15 protein-coding genes are annotated in these 16,859 nt (G+C 60.0%); 10 read left to right on the plus strand and 5 right to left on the minus strand.

Annotated features, from left to right (window positions below; genetic code table 11):
- Positions 1-3: 3 nt before the first annotated feature.
- From AC3A4Z_RS20875 to AC3A4Z_RS20885, 3 genes are all read left to right on the plus strand, one after another.
- Positions 4-1,392: an ABC transporter substrate-binding protein gene (locus AC3A4Z_RS20875; RefSeq protein WP_498713988.1), complete on the plus strand. Its 1,389-nt coding sequence runs from the start codon at positions 4-6 to the stop codon at positions 1,390-1,392.
- Positions 1,393-1,512: 120 nt separating this feature from the next.
- Positions 1,513-3,123, plus strand: coding sequence for a carboxylesterase family protein (locus tag AC3A4Z_RS20880; protein ID WP_498713990.1), 1,611 nt, complete (start codon positions 1,513-1,515; stop codon positions 3,121-3,123).
- Positions 3,124-3,148: 25 nt separating this feature from the next.
- Positions 3,149-4,819, plus strand: coding sequence for a hypothetical protein (locus tag AC3A4Z_RS20885; RefSeq protein WP_498713992.1), 1,671 nt, complete (start codon positions 3,149-3,151; stop codon positions 4,817-4,819).
- A 170-nt stretch (positions 4,820-4,989) separates the two neighbouring features.
- On the opposite strand, the gene AC3A4Z_RS20890 is transcribed toward AC3A4Z_RS20885, so the two are convergent.
- Positions 4,990-6,285, minus strand: a complete 1,296-nt coding sequence (locus AC3A4Z_RS20890; protein ID WP_498713994.1) for an MFS transporter — start codon at positions 6,283-6,285, stop codon at positions 4,990-4,992.
- Between the two features lie 151 nt (positions 6,286-6,436).
- Positions 6,437-7,411, minus strand: coding sequence for a thioredoxin-disulfide reductase (gene trxB, locus AC3A4Z_RS20895; RefSeq protein WP_498713996.1), 975 nt, complete (start codon positions 7,409-7,411; stop codon positions 6,437-6,439).
- Between the two features lie 615 nt (positions 7,412-8,026).
- On the opposite strand from trxB, the gene AC3A4Z_RS20900 reads away from it, so the two are divergent.
- The gene (locus AC3A4Z_RS20900) at positions 8,027-8,668 is read left to right on the plus strand and encodes a plasmid pRiA4b ORF-3 family protein (protein ID WP_498713997.1); all 642 of its coding nucleotides are present in this window, start codon (positions 8,027-8,029) and stop codon (positions 8,666-8,668) included.
- 361 nt (positions 8,669-9,029) lie between these two features.
- Here the strand turns inward: AC3A4Z_RS20900 and AC3A4Z_RS20905 are convergent, their stop codons facing one another.
- Positions 9,030-9,737 (minus strand): hypothetical protein, encoded by a 708-nt coding sequence (locus tag AC3A4Z_RS20905; protein ID WP_498713998.1) that lies wholly within the window; start codon positions 9,735-9,737, stop codon positions 9,030-9,032.
- A gap of 386 nt (positions 9,738-10,123) precedes the next feature.
- Here AC3A4Z_RS20905 and AC3A4Z_RS20910 point away from each other — a divergent pair, with 386 nt between their 5' ends.
- Positions 10,124-10,504 carry a hypothetical protein gene (locus tag AC3A4Z_RS20910; RefSeq protein WP_498714000.1) on the plus strand — a complete coding sequence of 127 codons (381 nt, stop codon included), beginning with the start codon at positions 10,124-10,126 and terminating at the stop codon, positions 10,502-10,504.
- A 134-nt stretch (positions 10,505-10,638) separates the two neighbouring features.
- Positions 10,639-11,310 (plus strand): hypothetical protein, encoded by a 672-nt coding sequence (locus AC3A4Z_RS20915; protein WP_498714001.1) that lies wholly within the window; start codon positions 10,639-10,641, stop codon positions 11,308-11,310.
- Between the two features lie 27 nt (positions 11,311-11,337).
- Here the strand turns inward: AC3A4Z_RS20915 and AC3A4Z_RS20920 are convergent, their stop codons facing one another.
- The gene (locus AC3A4Z_RS20920; protein ID WP_498714003.1) at positions 11,338-12,144 is read right to left on the minus strand and encodes a hypothetical protein; all 807 of its coding nucleotides are present in this window, start codon (positions 12,142-12,144) and stop codon (positions 11,338-11,340) included.
- A gap of 86 nt (positions 12,145-12,230) precedes the next feature.
- On the opposite strand from AC3A4Z_RS20920, the gene AC3A4Z_RS20925 reads away from it, so the two are divergent.
- Complete coding sequence (locus AC3A4Z_RS20925) at positions 12,231-12,887, plus strand: hypothetical protein (RefSeq protein ID WP_498714005.1); 657 nt, start codon at positions 12,231-12,233, stop codon at positions 12,885-12,887.
- On the plus strand, positions 12,865-13,992 hold the full coding sequence (locus AC3A4Z_RS20930; protein ID WP_498714007.1) for an XRE family transcriptional regulator: 1,128 nt from the start codon (positions 12,865-12,867) through the stop codon (positions 13,990-13,992). The genes AC3A4Z_RS20925 and AC3A4Z_RS20930 overlap by 23 nt, the downstream gene beginning before the upstream one ends.
- Before the next feature lie 181 nt (positions 13,993-14,173).
- Here the strand turns inward: AC3A4Z_RS20930 and AC3A4Z_RS20935 are convergent, their stop codons facing one another.
- Complete coding sequence (locus tag AC3A4Z_RS20935) at positions 14,174-15,172, minus strand: hypothetical protein (protein WP_498714008.1); 999 nt, start codon at positions 15,170-15,172, stop codon at positions 14,174-14,176.
- Positions 15,173-15,499: 327 nt separating this feature from the next.
- Here AC3A4Z_RS20935 and AC3A4Z_RS20940 point away from each other — a divergent pair, with 327 nt between their 5' ends.
- Both AC3A4Z_RS20940 and AC3A4Z_RS20945 read left to right on the plus strand, forming a co-directional pair.
- Entirely contained in the window at positions 15,500-15,772 is a 273-nt protein-coding gene (locus tag AC3A4Z_RS20940) for a hypothetical protein (RefSeq protein ID WP_498714010.1), read from the plus strand.
- Entirely contained in the window at positions 15,769-16,461 is a 693-nt protein-coding gene (locus AC3A4Z_RS20945) for a hypothetical protein (protein ID WP_498714012.1), read from the plus strand. Before AC3A4Z_RS20940 ends, AC3A4Z_RS20945 begins: the two co-directional genes overlap by 4 nt.
- Positions 16,462-16,859 lie beyond the last annotated feature (398 nt).

Genomic DNA, 16,859 nt, shown 5'->3' on the forward strand with positions numbered 1-16,859 from the left:
TCTATGCCAAAACAGTCAGTGGTGTCCCCGGACAGTGTCCCTCCCTTGTGGCAGCGCACGGGGACGGCCCGGGCATTGTCGCTCATGACGGTCGCGGTTGTTCTCGCTGCCGGAATGGCTGCCTGCGGTTCTGAAGACGGACCGCAGGCGTCCGTCCCGACCGCTGCCGTAGCCAAATGCCCGGAGCCTGCAACAATCTCCATCTGGGCGCTTCAAAACTCCGATGCCCAGGCTGAACTCGATAAGAGCATGGCCACGGCATTTGAGCAGGCATGCCCGGGGTCGAAGATTGAGTACCAGTACTTCACCGGGGCTGCGATGAACCAAAAGATCACCACGATTATGGCTGGCGGCACGCCGCCGACGATCATCCAACCCACGGCCGCACGCGCCATGGCCCGCTACGCGGAGGCCGGACAGCTCGTTGATCTGAGCAAGGAAATGACGCCCGTTTCGGACGGGTGGCAGTCAAAGTTCATCCCGGCGGCCCTTGAGCCGTCCACGTTCTCCGGGGATGTATACGGCTTCCCATACTTCGGAGCGGCCCCAACGCTGCTCTGGTACAACAAGGAAGTCTTCAGTAAGGTCGGCATCGCCGAGCCCCCCAGGACCATCGATGAACTGAACGACGACATCGACAAGTTCAAAGCGGCAGACATCATCCCCATTGCTTTGGGTAATCAGGACAAGTATCCAAGTACTTACATGGCGCAGTACCTCATTGAGCGCGAGGGCGGCGCAGCCCCGTTCAAAAAGATCCTGGCGGGAGAGGCAGGGGCATGGTCGGATCCGGCCGTTCTCAAGGGTCTGACACAGTTGCAGGACATGTCCGCCGCGGGCGCCTTTGGAGTCGGCCCTGACAGCACCGGTGATGCCAATGGTGCGGCCCGTGCACTCTTCTACACAGGACGTGCAGCCATGATGCTCAGCGGCACTACGTTCCTTTCGAAAGTTGCCTCCTCTGCCCCGGAGCTGGTGTCCTCGGACAGCGTTGGCTACACGACATTCCCCGGTGGGAAGATAGCCGAGCAAACGGTCGACGGCGGCACATCCTCGAGCTGGTTCGTCACTTCGGCATCATCCGCGGCCGAAAAGCAACTGGCCTTCACCTACATGGGCTCAATGCTGACCACCAAGGATTTCGCCAAGGGCCAGGCGGAGATCGGGATGGTCCCGGCAATCGCCGGAGCATCATCCCTTGCCCCGGACACCGTTGAAGGCAACTTCGTCAAATATGCCTATGAACTCACCGAAAACAGCCCGCTGCAGCCGCCGTGGAATGTATCGCTCGGGGATTACAACGCCGTTCTTAATGACAGCACGGCGGCGGTGACCAGTAAGTCCATGACGCCGCAACAGTTCGCAGAGACGATGAACAAGACACTCAAGTAGCGTCGGGGAACTTCGGTCCTGGGCGTTAATCATTGGGCGCCCAGGACTGAGGCCCGGCCGCTGCGATGCTCTGGCGCCGGCACCTCTGCCCAGCACTCAAGAACTAAAGGAAATGCGGATATGCGCACACGAATCGTCTCAACGACGGGTGGAGCCGTCAGCGGTGTCGACCTTGCCGGACATCATGCCGGTGTCACCCTCTACAAGGGCATTCCGTACGCTGCCCCACCGGTGGGACGTCTCCGGTGGGCGGCGCCGGCCGATCCTGAACCATGGGAAGGTGTGCGTCAATGTGATACCTACGGTCCCGGGGCGGTACAGACTCCCCTCACGGACCGGCACGCCAACGAATACTACTATGACGGCGTACCGGAAATGTCCGAGGACTGCCTGTACTTAAATGTTGCATCCGGGGCGCAAGGGGCCGATGACGGACTGCCGGTCTACGTCTACTTCCATGGCGGAGGGCTCACCAACTGCTTCTCCTACGAGGTGCAGCTTAATCCTGCGACTCTTGCCGGCAAGGGAGTTGTCGTCGTGACGGTTGGACAGCGCCTGAATGTGTTCGGTCACCTTGCGCTGCCGCAGCTTACAGCGGAGCAGGGGAGCAGCGGCAACTACGGTCTGCTTGACCAAATCAGGGCCTTCGAATGGATCCAGGAGAATATCGCGGCCTTCGGCGGCAATCCGGAACGGATCACGGTCGGCGGTCAGTCTGGCGGTTGCATAAAGTCAACGGCGATGGTGATTGCGAAGCCAACGCAGGGAAAGATCCGCGGTGTCATCAACTTCAGCGGCAACAAATGGACCCACCGGTTCAGTGCTCCGACTGAGGCCGAAGCCTTCGGCCAGCGCTATCTCGAATACGTCGGCATTGATCCGCATGCTCCGTTGGATAAGCTCCGCGCCCTGACTACGGAGCAGATCTTCCAGAATGCTCCGAGGGCTTACTTGCCGGATCACATGGTGCATGATGGCGTGCTGATCCCGTACCCGACGATGGCTGAGGGGCTGGCGGAAAATTCCGCAGGTGTCCATTTCCTCAACGGCAACAACCTCGGCGAAACAAACGTCTTCTCCGCCTCCGCAGTGACAGGAACCGCGCCCTCGGCGGGTGCCCCCGGCCCAGTCAGGACCCGCGATGAATTCCGTGCCCATTTCCGTTCGCTGCTGGGTAGCCGTTACGACGAGCATGACTTTGAGCAGTTTGTTCCAGGCGACGACAGCTTCGCCTTCGAAGCAACCCGTCGCATGGCGGCTCTCGGTCTGGCCGGTTATGAATTCAACAACTCCGCACGGAGCACAGCCCTCAACCTGCTGACCGGGGAACTGCTTAGCCAGCAGGCAGACTGCGTCTCCTACACCTACCTGTGGTCCCACATGCTGCCCCAGCAACCCGGATATCGTGACCCTCAACGCGACCCGGACATTGTGGGCGCCTGGCACTCCAGCGAGTCCTGGTTCACGTTCGGCTCGCTCGCCGAAGGGGTTCCGCCATTCCGCCCATGGCGCCCTGAGGACTATCGCCTGGCCGACATAACCACCACGTATATCGCCAACTTCATCGCTACCGGAAACCCCAACGGCAACGGGCTGCCCCGGTGGCATCCATCCGACACGAATCGTGGATGGCTCGAATTCATCGACAATGCCGAGCCACGCCAGGGTTTAGGTCCCCTCGAACCTCTGCTCATGGACTTCACACGAGCCGAATACAACCTCAAAGCCTGATCAAGAACGCCCCAAGGAGGGCCCTGTGCCGACCGAATCTTCTGTTATGCCGATCGACGTCGTCGAACCCCGAACACGTACGGCCGTGGACCACGTCTATCACCGGGTGGCGGGGGCAAACATCCTGCTGTTCGAACCGCAGGAGATCACCAAAAGTGCATCCCACGTCATTCTGGTGTCCATGCACGGTGGCCTGAATCCATCACTGCGATCGAAGTTCTTGGAGCGCGTGGCCTCTTACGGTGTTCGGACAGCCTACTGCGTCCCGGACTCAAGCTCGTTCATTGACCAATTCCGGGCGATGGATAACTGCATGGCGCTATTCCGGGAACTCGCACCGAAGGTGGTGCTTATGGGCCAGAGCCGGGGAGCAGCACTTATGAGTGCCTACCAAAAGATCGCAGAAAACGGCGCTGGCGTGTTCCAAGGCCCCGAGCGCCGGCTACCCCTGCCAGACATGGACCTGCGCCCCGCGGACGGGCTGATGTTGCTGGACGCCAACTTCGGAACCACTGTCATGCATCTCATGTCGCTGAACCCCGCTCTGGTCACCGAGGGGCGCGCTACCAAGACCACTGCAGTTCTCGACGCCACGAACCCCCAAAACGGCTACGCACAGGATGGCAAAGCTCATTTCCCTCCCCAATTCCGGAACCATTTCCTCGCCGCCCAGCGCGACCGATACAACACCCTGCTTGACGCCGCTCAGAAACGATGGGAATCAATCCAGCGTGGCGAGGGAGACTACTCCGACAACGAGCCGTTCATAGTGCCCGATGGCATTGGCATCAACAACGCCCCGAAACTCTTCGCCAGCGATTTGAGCATATTCAAGCGCACAAAGGGCGCCTGGCCGCTCATCCACCGGGACGGGTCGATCACCACTGAGGTCGTGCCCAGCGTACGTGGTGACGAGAACAACCCTGGCCTCGCCGCCACCATGGGTGCCGCTTTCACCTCGACAGTGAAGGACTACCTCTGGACCGAGCTGACCGTGGGGGAGGACTACAGCTACGGCGAGGACCACCTCGCCGGGATCGACTTCCAAAGCACCATCACGAGCTCCACCGGCAACGTCGGCATGATCTCATGCCCGCTGCTGCTCATGGGGCATACCGCGGGCTACGAGTTCATCGCCGCCGAATGGTCCTACGCCAGGGCTGCCAGCGCAGACAAGACCATCGCCTTCATGGAAGGCGCAACTCACGGCTGGACCTCCATCAACCCGGAGAAGTACGGCGACACCCTGGACATTGAAGCACGGTATGTCACTCAGTGGCTGACCGCACCCGGTCGTTTCCCCAATGACCATACGGAAAAAGCCACACCGTCCTCCACCCCGGAACGCACGAAACTGGACCCGCGCCAGTTGGAAGTACTCCGCACCGGACTGGTCGGGTTGTGGACCGCGAAGGCAGGGAAGGGCACAGCGCGGTTTTCTCCAGGCGGAGCCAGCGAGCTTAACTTCAACACGGCCCTTACCCGATACGAGATCCGCCCTGACGGCACGCTACAGTTTCACGACCGCTACGGCGAAACCACCACTTTCCAGAGCGCACCCACGGCACGGGCGGCGATGTCCGACGCCAGCTGCTACCACCTCGAGGGTGACACGCTGGTCCTCCAGGCGGATGAGCACATCAGGACCGGAGCAGAAGCGCCCGAGGAGGCACATCCACGACTACCTCGAAGCTAGTCCGACGGACATCTGCGCGCTGCCGCAGATGTCCGTCCGTTGCGTGTGTAAGGAAGTACTCCGTGCAGCTTTGACGGGGGCAAAACCACACCGCGTTTATCCTCTGCGATGGGAAGGCAGTGACGTTGCTGCTCTGCCACAGGATCACCGTAGCTGCGTTTTGGTCGCCCCTAGGCATCGCGCTCAGCCTCAGGGACGCGTGTGGTTTGGGAACGCTTCGCGGGACGGCGGCTGGTCAGGATGCCCGGCAGCCGCTCCCTCCAGAACCGATGGCTGCGGCGGCTCACCTCGGCAGCGGCAAACAGACCTGTTAGCAGCACTACCCATCCACCCATCGCTACAGCCCAGTGAGCGCCAAACGCAGATCCCACCCACCCCATCAACGGTGCACCCAGGGCTGTTCCTCCCTGCATGACCGCCATGTACAGGGCGAGAACGCGCCCCCGGTACTGCGGCTCTACAGAAAGGTGAATGATGGTGTTGCAGCTGTTGAGGAATGTGATGGAGGCAAGTCCAGCCGGTACCAGGACGGCCGCATAAAGCCAGAACCACGGTGACGCGCTTCCAACCAGCGTAAAAAATCCTAATCCAATCGCGCCGGAGAGCAAGAAGCGTAATCTCGGAACCGTTCTGCTGGCAGCGAGGAGTGCCCCGGCCAGAGTTCCCACTGCCATGGCAGACCCCATAAGGCCGAATTCACCCGGTCCCGCATGAAACTCCATGGCCATCAGTGCATTCATGACCGGGAAATTCATCCCAAAAGCTCCAAGGATGCCCACCGTCGCAAAGATGAGCACCAGATCGGCGCGTCTCCCGATGTACTCCAGGCCCTCAAGGATCGGGCGCCTGCCCCGGACCGGCTGGGTGGGCCAACCAACGTTTAGTGGGCGGATGCGCCATAGTGCGAGCAGAACCGCACCGAAGCTGGCTGCGTCCAAGATAAGAACAGGGGCGGTGCCAACCCACGAGATGAGGGCGCCCGCAATTGCCGGTCCGGTGAGTCGGGCGGCATTGAAGGATGCAGAGTTGAGCGCAACAGCGTTTGAAATCGCGTCCCGCTCGACGAGTTCCGAGACGAATGTTTGACGGGCCGGCCCGTCAATGGCGCTGGCAATACCCAACCATAGGGAGGCTGAATAAACGTGCCACAGCTCTGCCGAGCCCGTCATCACGAGAAGACCCACAAACAAGCCGCACAGTCCCATGGCCGACTGCGTCCATAGCAGGATCACCCGCCGTCGGTACCGGTCCGCAAGTACCCCGGCGTACGGCCCGATCAGGAGGCCGGGGAGAAACTGCAGTCCGCTGGTGATGCCTACGGCAGTGCCGGAGTGATCCGTGAGGACGGTCAGTACCAGCCAGTCCTGTGCGATGCGCTGCATCCAGGTGCCGATGTTCGAAATCAATGCACTTGCGGCCCAGAGCCTGTATTGGCGGTACTTCAGCGCCCTGAAAATCGTGCTCATTCGGAGTGCACCGACGGCGCGGGGGGAGCGGCACCTAGCGGATGCAGGTTCGAGAGATCATGGGCCGTTAGCAATGGCAGGCCATGATGGTGGTTCGACGCAGCTTCACGCAATGGGGTATGGGTGAAAGACGCCAAGTCGTTTGGTCAGGTTATCGGACTGCAGCGCTTGACGCCTGTGCGTGCTCCGCAGCGGCCACGAAGCGCTCCGCATCCAGCGAGGCCGCGCAGCCGGAGCCGGCGGCAGTGATTGCTTGCCGGTAGGTGTGGTCGACAAGGTCGCCGCAAGCGAAAACACCAGTCAGATTAGTGCGAGTGCTGCCTGGCTGAACCAGGACGTAGCCATGGTCATCAAGCTCCACCTGTCCGCGGACCAGCTCGGAGCGCGGGTCGTGGCCGATAGCGACGAACACCCCGGTGACGTCCATTGCCGTGGTCTCACCGGTACGGGTGTCGCGGAGCGTGACACCGTCCACTGACTCCTCGCCTTTGATTTCGACGATTTCCTGGTTCCAGGCGAAATCAATTTTCGGGTCATCTATCGCACGCTGCTGCATGATCTTGGACGCACGCATCTCCTCGCGGCGATGCACAAGTGTCACCGACGAAGCGAAACGGCTCAGGAATGTTGCCTCTTCGAGAGCGGAATCTCCGCCGCCAACGACGACTACGTCCTGACCCTTGAAGAAGAAGGCATCACACGTAGCGCACCAGCTCACCCCCTGGCCCGACAGGCGCTCCTCAGCGGAAAGACCCAGCTTGCGGTAGCTCGACCCCATTGCGAGGATGACGGCCTTCGCCGTGTAGACCGTGTCCTCGGTGCGCACCGTCTTAATCTCCCCGGTGAGGTCCGCGCTGATGGCATCCTCGGCGATGAGTTCGGCGCCAAATCGCTCCGCCTGTGCTCGCATCTCCATCATCAGGGTCGGACCATCGATGCCCGTGGGGAAGCCCGGGAAGTTTTCAACCTCAGTGGTTGTCATAAGGGCTCCGCCGGCCGTGAGTGCACCCTCGATGACGAGAGGCGAGAGGCCAGCACGTGCGGCGTAAATGGCAGCCGTGTAACCGGCGGGACCGGAACCAATCACGATGACGTTCCGGGCCGTGTCTGAGGCGATCTCGTTCAATTGCCATCCTCTAGTTGAATCCGACGTGGTTATACGAAATTACCGCCATTTGGCAGATTGGTCAACAATATTGTCATCTGTAATGCTTAACAGTTACTGGACTGAGGGATCGGAGCGGCTCCTATTTCTCAGGGCCTCCGTCCTCGCGGGGTTGGCGGTCACCGGGCTGGGAATCATGGTAGCGCCCAGGGCGGCTCGCAGTGCGACGGCAATAGGAGTTATGAGCTGATTTCAAAACCATCCCGGGCTGCTCTTGATCCGCCGGATCTGCAATCGGACGCACTGTCCGTTCTCAACCTAGTTATCAGTTCCGTGCATCGTTAACCGACCCCCAGGCGACCGGAAAGGGCCGCCGGAACCAACCACTTGAGCCCTAATGGGACGCTGACAACTCAAGTGAGAATCGTCCAGGATCCGTACACTGACACGTTCGATGCGAAAAATTTGATCTGGAATGAGGACACCGAATTAGTCATGGAGTGGGAGTTCTCGCAGCTACTTCTACTTCCGTGCTTTAAGAGCCGATAGCGTACCTTTCGTCAAGCTATGGGCCCCGGCGGGGGAGGGGGCGCCCCTCTTACTAGTAGGCCCGTCGTGCCTGTAAGAATGAGTGCCATGGACAGTTACGAGGCCGGGACGAATGTTGGACAGGACTCGGTCCTGGAGGTTCGCGTGGAGCTGGTCGACAGTGAGCCAGGGATTTGGCGTCGATTCGAGCTCCGCGGTTCCCTGGCTTTGAGTCAGGTACATCGGGTCCTGCAGGCAGCCTTTGGCTGGGAGGACGCGCACCTGCACAGGTTCGTGGCAAGCGACCCCTTCGCGCCGCTGCGACCGGTCGACGGCGCATTTCCGGAAGTCCTCCAGTGGCTTCCGGGGCAGGAGTGTGAAGAACCGGGCGACAGGCCTGAGGAGGATTGCTCGCTGGATCAGCTGCTCGCCCTGGGGTCGGGCGAAGCGTTCTACGAGTACGACTTCGGCGACAGTTGGCTGCACCGGCTCGACCTGGTTTCCCGCCGGCCCGCGGACGACGACAGTCCGCCGGCCCGGCTGGTCGACGGCGCCCGGCGTGGCCCGCTGGAAGACTCAGGAGGTTTCCCAGGCTACGAGGAAATCATGGATGCCTTGGCCGACCCATCGCATCCTGACCATGCTGAACACTCCGCATGGGTGGCCGACATAACAGGCTCTGCCGAACAATTTGACCCAGCCTTTCTGGACGTCGCCGCCGTGAACCGGGCGCTGGCCAAGCAGTTCTGATCCCCGGAATCCGGGCAGAAACGCCACCCAACGATGGCGATAAACAGCCCCTTCTGCAGGCACTCCCCCGGCGTTTTTCAAACGCCGATAATAAAGATTATGTAAAGCTGGCGCCGAGAGGGGCTCCCCCGAAGGCTTCCGACGAGGCCCTCGGTCTGGCCTCGGGACTTGGTCAACAGCAGCGATTCGCCAAGTGTTAGGCATCTGCCCGGAATTGGCGAAGCTCCAGTCAAATAGCGGTTGACCGGAGCTCCGGTCCATTATGTGCCGGTGAACCTGAGGATTCCCTGTGAGGCTGGGGAGACGGAACCCGCTTATCGCCGTTTCAAGAACTGTGGCAGACGGTGGGGATTTGCGGGTTTTAGCGCACGTAGGGCGGGACGGAGGCGTCGTTGAAGGGCTCGAACCAGTCCTCGATTTTCATGGGTGCCAAGCCCAGTTGCATGTTCAGTTCGATGTCGCCTTCGAAGCCGTCCATGGCGTTCTGGTAGAGCATCTCGCTGTCGGTGTCCTCGAGCATGTTCTGTTCCAGCAGGCCCCGCCAGTCGTCCGGAAGGTCCAGGTCATACAGGTCCTGGATGATCTCGACCTGGTCGAAAAGGCAGCGGAGCGCCAGTTCCTGGGCGACGCATGACGGGCGGGTCCATCCGCGGATTAGTGCCCCGGTCATGTCCGCGGCGATGACGAGGAACTGTTGGGTGAACCGGACGTCGTATTTATCGGCCTGTCGGGGTGGAAGTCCGGACAGGACGAAGGTGTTGGCGATGTCCTGCCGGTTGATCCGGTCAAGCTTCAGCAGGCCGTTGAGATCCTCGAAGAGCTGGTCTATCAGGACGGCGGAGGCCTCCCAGAGGGCGCCGGCCAGCAGTTTTGCCTGGAACAGGCTCTGGTCGCGCTGCTCCGGCGTGATAGAACTGATCAATTCGAGGTCGCCAGCGTCCAGGAGGTTCCGCTGGGCCTCCGTCAGGTCCTCCAGCCGGGGTTCGAAACCCAGCTGCTCCAGGCTTAGGCCGGTCAATTCCTCGCCGACGTGGAGCGCGTGCTCGATGTAGTTCTCTTCCCCGGTCATGGCCCCGATGCTACCTCCTCCCCGGGCCCGTCTTGCTTCTCGGCGAGGGGTCGGTCTATCGCGGCAGGAGTTTCACCACTTTCACCACTTTCACCTACTTATACCCAGGAGGTACGGTGCAGAACCCCTTCAAGCCGACGGCCGGAGCCACCCCTCCCGAGCTGGCCGGGCGGGCCGGGCTGCTGGACGAGTTCGAGTACGGCCTGCAGTAGGGTTCCGGCGCGCCGGGGCTCTTGACCACTCCTGCTGCCCATTCAGAACGGGCCAAGACCGGTGCGAACGAGCACTAAGCGGCCACCTCTCCAGTTATAACCTGCCCACCGTTCCGCTTTGTTTAGCGTTGCATTTTCGTTGCTTTAGGCTTGCAAGCCTGCGATGATTGAAATATGGAAGCGACGACCCGGCATGACATTCATCTGGGGACCACCCGGATGAACATCCACGACCTTGTGCGCGAACTCAATGAGAATCTGGGAACGACAGTGGTTCAGACTATGGCCGGCGTGAAGGACCGCACGTCTCCGTTCCGGTGGGCCAAGCCTGACGGCCCGGAACCGCGGCCGGAAGTGGAGTCCCGCTTACGCCTGGGTCATCGCGTCTGGAAGACCCTTGAGCTTGCCGAAGGAAAGCATGTCGCGTTGGCCTGGCTTATGGGTGCAAACCCGCGCCTGAACGAAGAACTTCCTGTGCTTTACATCCAACAGCTGCGTTCCCGTGAGGTTTTAGGAGCGGCCGAAGCGTTCGTGAATGACACCTACGCTGCATGATCACGACCGCCAAGGGGCGACAGTGCGCCTCGACGGGGCTCACCCTTGTCCAAGCCGCCGGCGAGATTTCGTTCAGGGTGGCGAAGGACCGCTACGGCGCGTTGTCGGTCAGGAAAAATTCCATTGTTGGCCCCATGCCGATCGGAGCAGCCGCAAGCAGCGATTCCCGCGGGCGATACGACAGCATAGGCTCGACGATCTACCTGGCCGATTCCCGCCAATGCGCCTACGCCGAGGTGCTGCTCGGCTTCCGGCAGCAGCGCGCCTCCGTAGCCAAGGCCGCGGAATCCATCGGGTGGACGGTCGAGGACTACATCACAAGCGTCCAGGCGCAGGCCCAAGAAAACGGTATCGACGTCCCCTGGGCCCTATCCGTGGACTGGCAAATGGACCGTTCGATCTACGAAATCCGGCTCCCCCATCAGGGATGGTGGGTCCGGATAGACAACGCTGCCACCCTCCGGGCCCTCGAAGCCCTTACACCGGCAACGGCAGGACTAACCGAACGCCTTCAGCTCCTCACGGCCGGCTCCCTCACCGGAGACGACCGGGACCTGACAACCCTCCTCGCCCACGTCATCCGCGGCACCGTGTTGGACGACGGTTCAGAACCACTTGGTATCAGCTACCCATCAAAAACACTGACCGGCAGATGCTGGGCATACTGGGACCGGCGTGCTGACGAAGGCCTCTCCCCCAGCCGCAACGGCCTGCTGCAACTGACCTCTGAAAATGTCGGACCGGACCCTGAATTCCACCGCGTGGCAGATCTCTACGGCCTACCGGTCCTCGGAGCGCGCCCATAAACTCAGTTTTCCAGTCCCGGAGGCAGGTCAGTTGGTGCGCTTGTAGTCGAAGCCTGCTGATATGTGGCTGAGGTACCACGTCTTGGCGTAGGGCCACCGCTCTTCATGGTCAAAAACATACATAAAGAGATCACCCGTGAACATCGGTCCGATACCTTCGAGGATCATGGCAAGCACCAGGTCATAAGTTTGTGCAACCAGCGCATTGAACACCCGGAGCGTACTTGCGTGTTCAAAGCCCATGCCTTCATCTCGCGCGATACGCCTGACTCGTTCGTCCAGCATCCTCCTTGAAACGTGCGTGTAGCCGCTCAACGCGCCAAAGGCGCTGTGGACACTCCTGCGGAACTCCCCCGGATCGGGTAAGAGCCTTAGGGGCAGTTGGTCAACCACGTTGATGGACGACCGCGGAACGTTGCTGTTGTCTGCCAGATACGCCAGGCGCTCATCCAAGGACGCAACTCCAGGGAGCTGCTCGTCAACATAAACGGCTTTCGCACCAGCCTCAAGCATGTACCTAAGCTCTCGTCGGCCAATATTGAAGATCCCTTGTTCTCCCAGCATGTAGATCGAAAGTGCCGATTCGATGAAGTCATCCATCGAAAACTGCAGCAGTTTTCTGGCGGAGTCAGGGTCCCGGGTGCAAGCAAGTGCCGCGGCTCGCACGGCGTCAATGAAGCTGAAGGTAAGCCGGTTCAGCCGCTTGTGCTCGGCACGAAAATCCTCTTCGTCCCGCATTTCATCATGCTGGCGGATCCTCTCTTCAAGATCCTTTGCCAGATCAGCGAAGGTTTCTTCCCCATCATCGTTACCCGGTACCCCTACATTCGTCACGTTTGTCCCCGTTCAGCAGGATGAGCTCTGCTAGCTATTAATTTTTTGTGTAATAATATTGCAGAAAACCGAAAGGACTCGTGAATATGACGTCGCCGGACCATGAGCTTGCACTCCAACTCCACGCCGAACTGATGACGCTGACCGAACCCCTTCACGAAGCCTTGGCAACGGCTGCCCAGGACGCAGGGAAGCATCTTCCTGCCTACAAAAATGCCGGGAACATGTCATTTCTCCGCTCTGGCATCATGCGGCTCGGGGTTCGGGAGCATCTTTCCACCGTCGGCGTCGAAGGGTGGTCCCTGAGTGGGAATCCAAACATGATGGGACAGCTCCAGTTCGTTAACACCACGCGCGATTTGGTCCTCCGCTTCCTGAAGGATGGACGCCCACCTGCATCAGCAGTCCCCCACGCGGGACACAGCCAGGCTCGGCGTGCTTTCTGGCGGAACACCCCAATGCTCGACCTCGGTATCGACTCCCTCTTCCACACGGCCCCGATTCATAAGCTGCTCCTCCTCTGGTCACCAGGGGAGGACGGAACTTTCAACGTCCGCGCCGTCCGGCCGCTAGAACCCGGGAAGTATTCAGGACGGATGGCAATCGACTTCACCATGGAGCTGGCACCCACTCGAACCGCCTTCGAAAAACTGAAATTCGTCGGCGAGGATCACGACGAAGACCTAATCATTGACATCGATAAAGACGAGGAGAGCGACGGTGCTACAGGAGCAGCGGGGTAAGCGCTTAGTCACCTTGCGTCGCCTTCTGCGCCTGAGTCAGACAGAACTTGCTGCCTGCACCGGGATCAGTCAGCCTCAGATATCTCTTATGGAGCGCGGGGATCGCACTGTAACGGACTCAGCAGCGGCGCAGATCGCGGCTGCCACGAAGATGCCTGTCTCTTTCTTCAACCAAGTGGGGCCATCGGTTTCCGGGACGTTGTCCTTCCGGAAGCTGGCGGGAGCGTCCGCTATAAGCCGTGATGCATCAATCGCTCGCTTCGAAGAACTGGAGCGTGTGGCGGCAGAATTATGCGACCGAATCGGCTATCGCCTTACACCCTTACCCCAAGCAGAGGACGACATTGACGGCGACGACATCGAAGTCCTAGCTGCTCAGACCAGAGCAGCACTCAAACTCGAACCCCAGGACCCGATCCTCAACCTCACCCGGGCCATGGAACGCCGCGGCATCGTCGTCGCGGCTGTGGCTGCCGCGGAAGAAGGAGTTCTTGAAGGACACGATGGCGCGTCGCGAGCTTCCGAGCGAATTCAGCGGCCAGTCATTGCTTACGTGTCGGGCAAGCCAGGAGACCGTCAGCGCTTCACCGAGGCGCATGAACTTGGGCATATCGTCCTTCACGGTCGCCGACCGGACGTCGGAGAAAAGATCAAGGAACGCGAGGCACATCGCTTCGCCGGCGCATTGCTAATCCCATACGAGGCCATGCGACAGACCGTCTCCGAGACCCTTTCTCTGAATGGCTATTTAGCACTAAAGGCAACCTGGGGCGTTTCCATCCAAGCCATCGTTGCCCGAGCCCATGCTCTCGGGCTCATATCCGACAGCCGCCGAAAATCGCTGATGGTACAAATCTCGTATAAGGGCTGGCGGAAAGACGAACCTGTTGAAGTAAGTCCCGAGCGACCCGTCCTGCTTCGACAGATGCTCGTCAAGGAATTTGGAGAAAGCCCATATCTCAAGGCGTCTTGGGCACTCGGTGCATCGCCTGGATTCCTACAGCAATGGGCGCCTGGTGCGATGTCTCAACCCGAAGAGACACCTAGAATAGCAACGGCTAAGGCTCAGACCACTTCTAACGTGGTTCCTCTGTTTCCCAGTTAGATGCGGGATTCTCTCGTCTAATGACGACCCTCGAGCAAACGCCGCTAACCATGAATATGACAACTAGTTACCTAAAGGCAACTAGCTACCGCAGGCGGCAAACTTGCTGCAAAAAGAGAAGCTCCGGCTTAGGGCAATGCCCAAGCCGGAGCTTCCTGTCGTTGTGCGTCTCCATTGTGGCCTAAGCCACCTCTACTTCATCGTCGTCGCCGACGCCCGCCCAAGCGATGTAGCCCGGGACTGGCTTGTTCTTGGGGTTGAGGTTCAAACTGTGGGCTTCGTACAGTTTCAGATAGTCCAATGGGGCCCCGTCTAGGTCTGTAATTCGCCCTCCGAGAAGCTGATGCGGCAACAGGAGAGCGCTGTCGTGGAGCGTAACCGGCGTTGCCTCGACGACTCGTTCGATGTCGCCTGCCAGTAACCCCAGGACCATTGGCGTGCCCGCGACGTTGTAAAGCTGCGTAGGATGCTTGCCTCCCAGCGCCTCCAAGGTGGCCATGTAACGCTCCGGCTTGGATGCGACAGCTGCAACGGTGCCTTTAAGCCGATCCCACCGGGCATCGTGAAGTTGAACTTCCGGAAAGCCCCAGCCATTGCCTTCTATGAAGACCTGGCCCCGAAGGTTGTTGTAGCGATGCCGGCCGTGGTCATAACGGCTGGCGTTCAACCAGCTGACCGTCCAGCCTGTACTCATCGTAATTGCACCGGCGCAGTGTCGACCTCGAAGGCCGTTTCTGCCGTCATTGCGGACTTCATCAACGAGTACGACGGATCCCCAGTTCGCGAACATGACGCGCGCTTTGGTTGAACCATCGAGAGGATCCTGACGGCAAATAATTGTTCCAGGTACCAGCTGCTTTGTGGGCGTGCCAGATTCCTCGCCTACATCCAGGACCTGGCGATCACGCGGCAGAAAGGCGCGGAGCTCTCGCTGGCAGACCGCCCACCCTGCTTCATGGGCATCAACATCGATGTGGATCGGCGCGTCACCTGAGTGGTCAGTGCTGAAACTGAGCAAGTCCACGGACTTGTCAGCCTCGACTTCTTGGAAAGAAGCCCATGTGGCCGCGTTTACGGCCTTGGCGGACGCTTGTGCTGCTTGGCTTGCAATCTGCCGGTAAACGTTGGCCACGAAGTGAGCGTTCTGGCCTGTCCCGGCGTCGGTAGTTTCATGTCCCACGATGCTTCTCCTCTGAATATCGTCTCGGAGTTCCATCGTGACCAGTAGGACGGTGGCTGGTCAAAGGCCAGTCTTGTGCATATATCCCCAGCACCTCCAAGGCCGAGGAAACTGGGCAATCGGGGATAGATATGGCCCTAAACCCTAGTCTGGAATGGTACATATGAAATGCTGTGCCGCACCTGCAAAAGTCGTACAAAAGTGCTCAAATCGGTGGCCAATGCTTCCGGTACTGAGGTTGTGCGCTTCAGACGGTGTCTAAGCAACCCCGAGCACCGATTCAGCACTACCGAGTCCCAGAAAGCCCTAACCCTAACGGATGTCGCTGTGCGGCAAACTGGAAGCAGGAGGCTGGCTGGGGCATTTGACTTCGAGCGCCTGGTTCGTGATATCGAAGGCGCTGTTCTGCAGCTGGGCGGCAAGGACTCACACTTGATCGTCACCATGATCGCTCTGCGGGCTGTCAGCTTCCTCGAACGCAGGCTGCCGGACCTAGCCAAGCCTCTAACGAAGGACGAGCGACGGCAGTTTCCCCAGCTGGCCAGCTACATAATGGATACCCATATATCTGATGAAGTAGAAGCCAACTTGGGCGAATGAAGATCAGACTCGCCAGCGTGCTGTATGCCCTTTCCATCCGCGGCGCGGACCGGGCAGGCCGGCCGGGGTGGCGGACGGCTGAGGATGTTCTCACCTGGCTTTACGAGATCCACCCGAAGCTCAAGCAGGATATTCCGCCTACAGTCCACGTACCGATCGAACGCTGGACACCCGTCGGCAAAATGCCAGAGCCACAACATGTGATGAAGAAGGGCAGACACCAACTCCTGCCGGTGAATAACGTCACGAAGAGCCACAGGGACGCAAGATCAAAGCGCATTGACCACGCTATGGAATCCGAGTTCCTGTGGCCGCGAGGAGGCGAAGCCCTCGGGGACAACTACGCTCTAGACGGCTGGAGCGAGGAGTCACGTCTCCTAAGAAGATTCGACCGTGACCAATTCGAGGGCAGCATCAGAAAGGCGATGATGGGCCGCCCGGACTCGGAAGCGAAGAGTCACTCGGTTGCTCGATGGGTCTTGCAGTCCATCGGCGGGCAACCAATTGTCCTGACAACCCAGTTGGCGGCAGGCGTACTCGAATGTCTTCGACGAGTGGACGACATTGCGTACCTGCGATGGGCCACGATCGCGAAGTCCTTCGACAACGTGACAGTGTTTGCAGAAGAAGCGATGGCACTGTTGACTGACCCCTCGCCAAAACTCGAGTTTGCTACTTCCAAAGATTAGGATGAGCAGCACGCCAACCGGCGCCTGATTAGACGCCTGAAACGCTAACGGCTCAGCCCTTTCGTGGCTCCGACATCTGCTCGGGTATTCCTGGCCTTCGGAGCTCTACCGCGGGTTGAGACGAGGGGCGGCTGTCGGCGGCGTCGCCTGGTTGCGGTTAGCGTTGAGCCGGGCTTCACGACGTTCAGATGAGTCAGAAACCGTGGCCCGCTTCATCCGTCCGCCGCTCGGGCTGTGCGTTCGCAGCATCGACGCCCAAAATACGTTGACAGCCCGGGCTCGCGGAAGACTTTGTCAGGAATGCCCCAGCGCGCGGCCACCTAAGTCGGATCAAAGAGTGGCCGTCATTGCTTTGGTTGCCTGCGGTAAGCAGAACGTACGAGGCGTCAATTATCAGG

The sequence above is a fragment of the Arthrobacter sp. Soil_C_49 genome, from assembly GCF_057656635.1.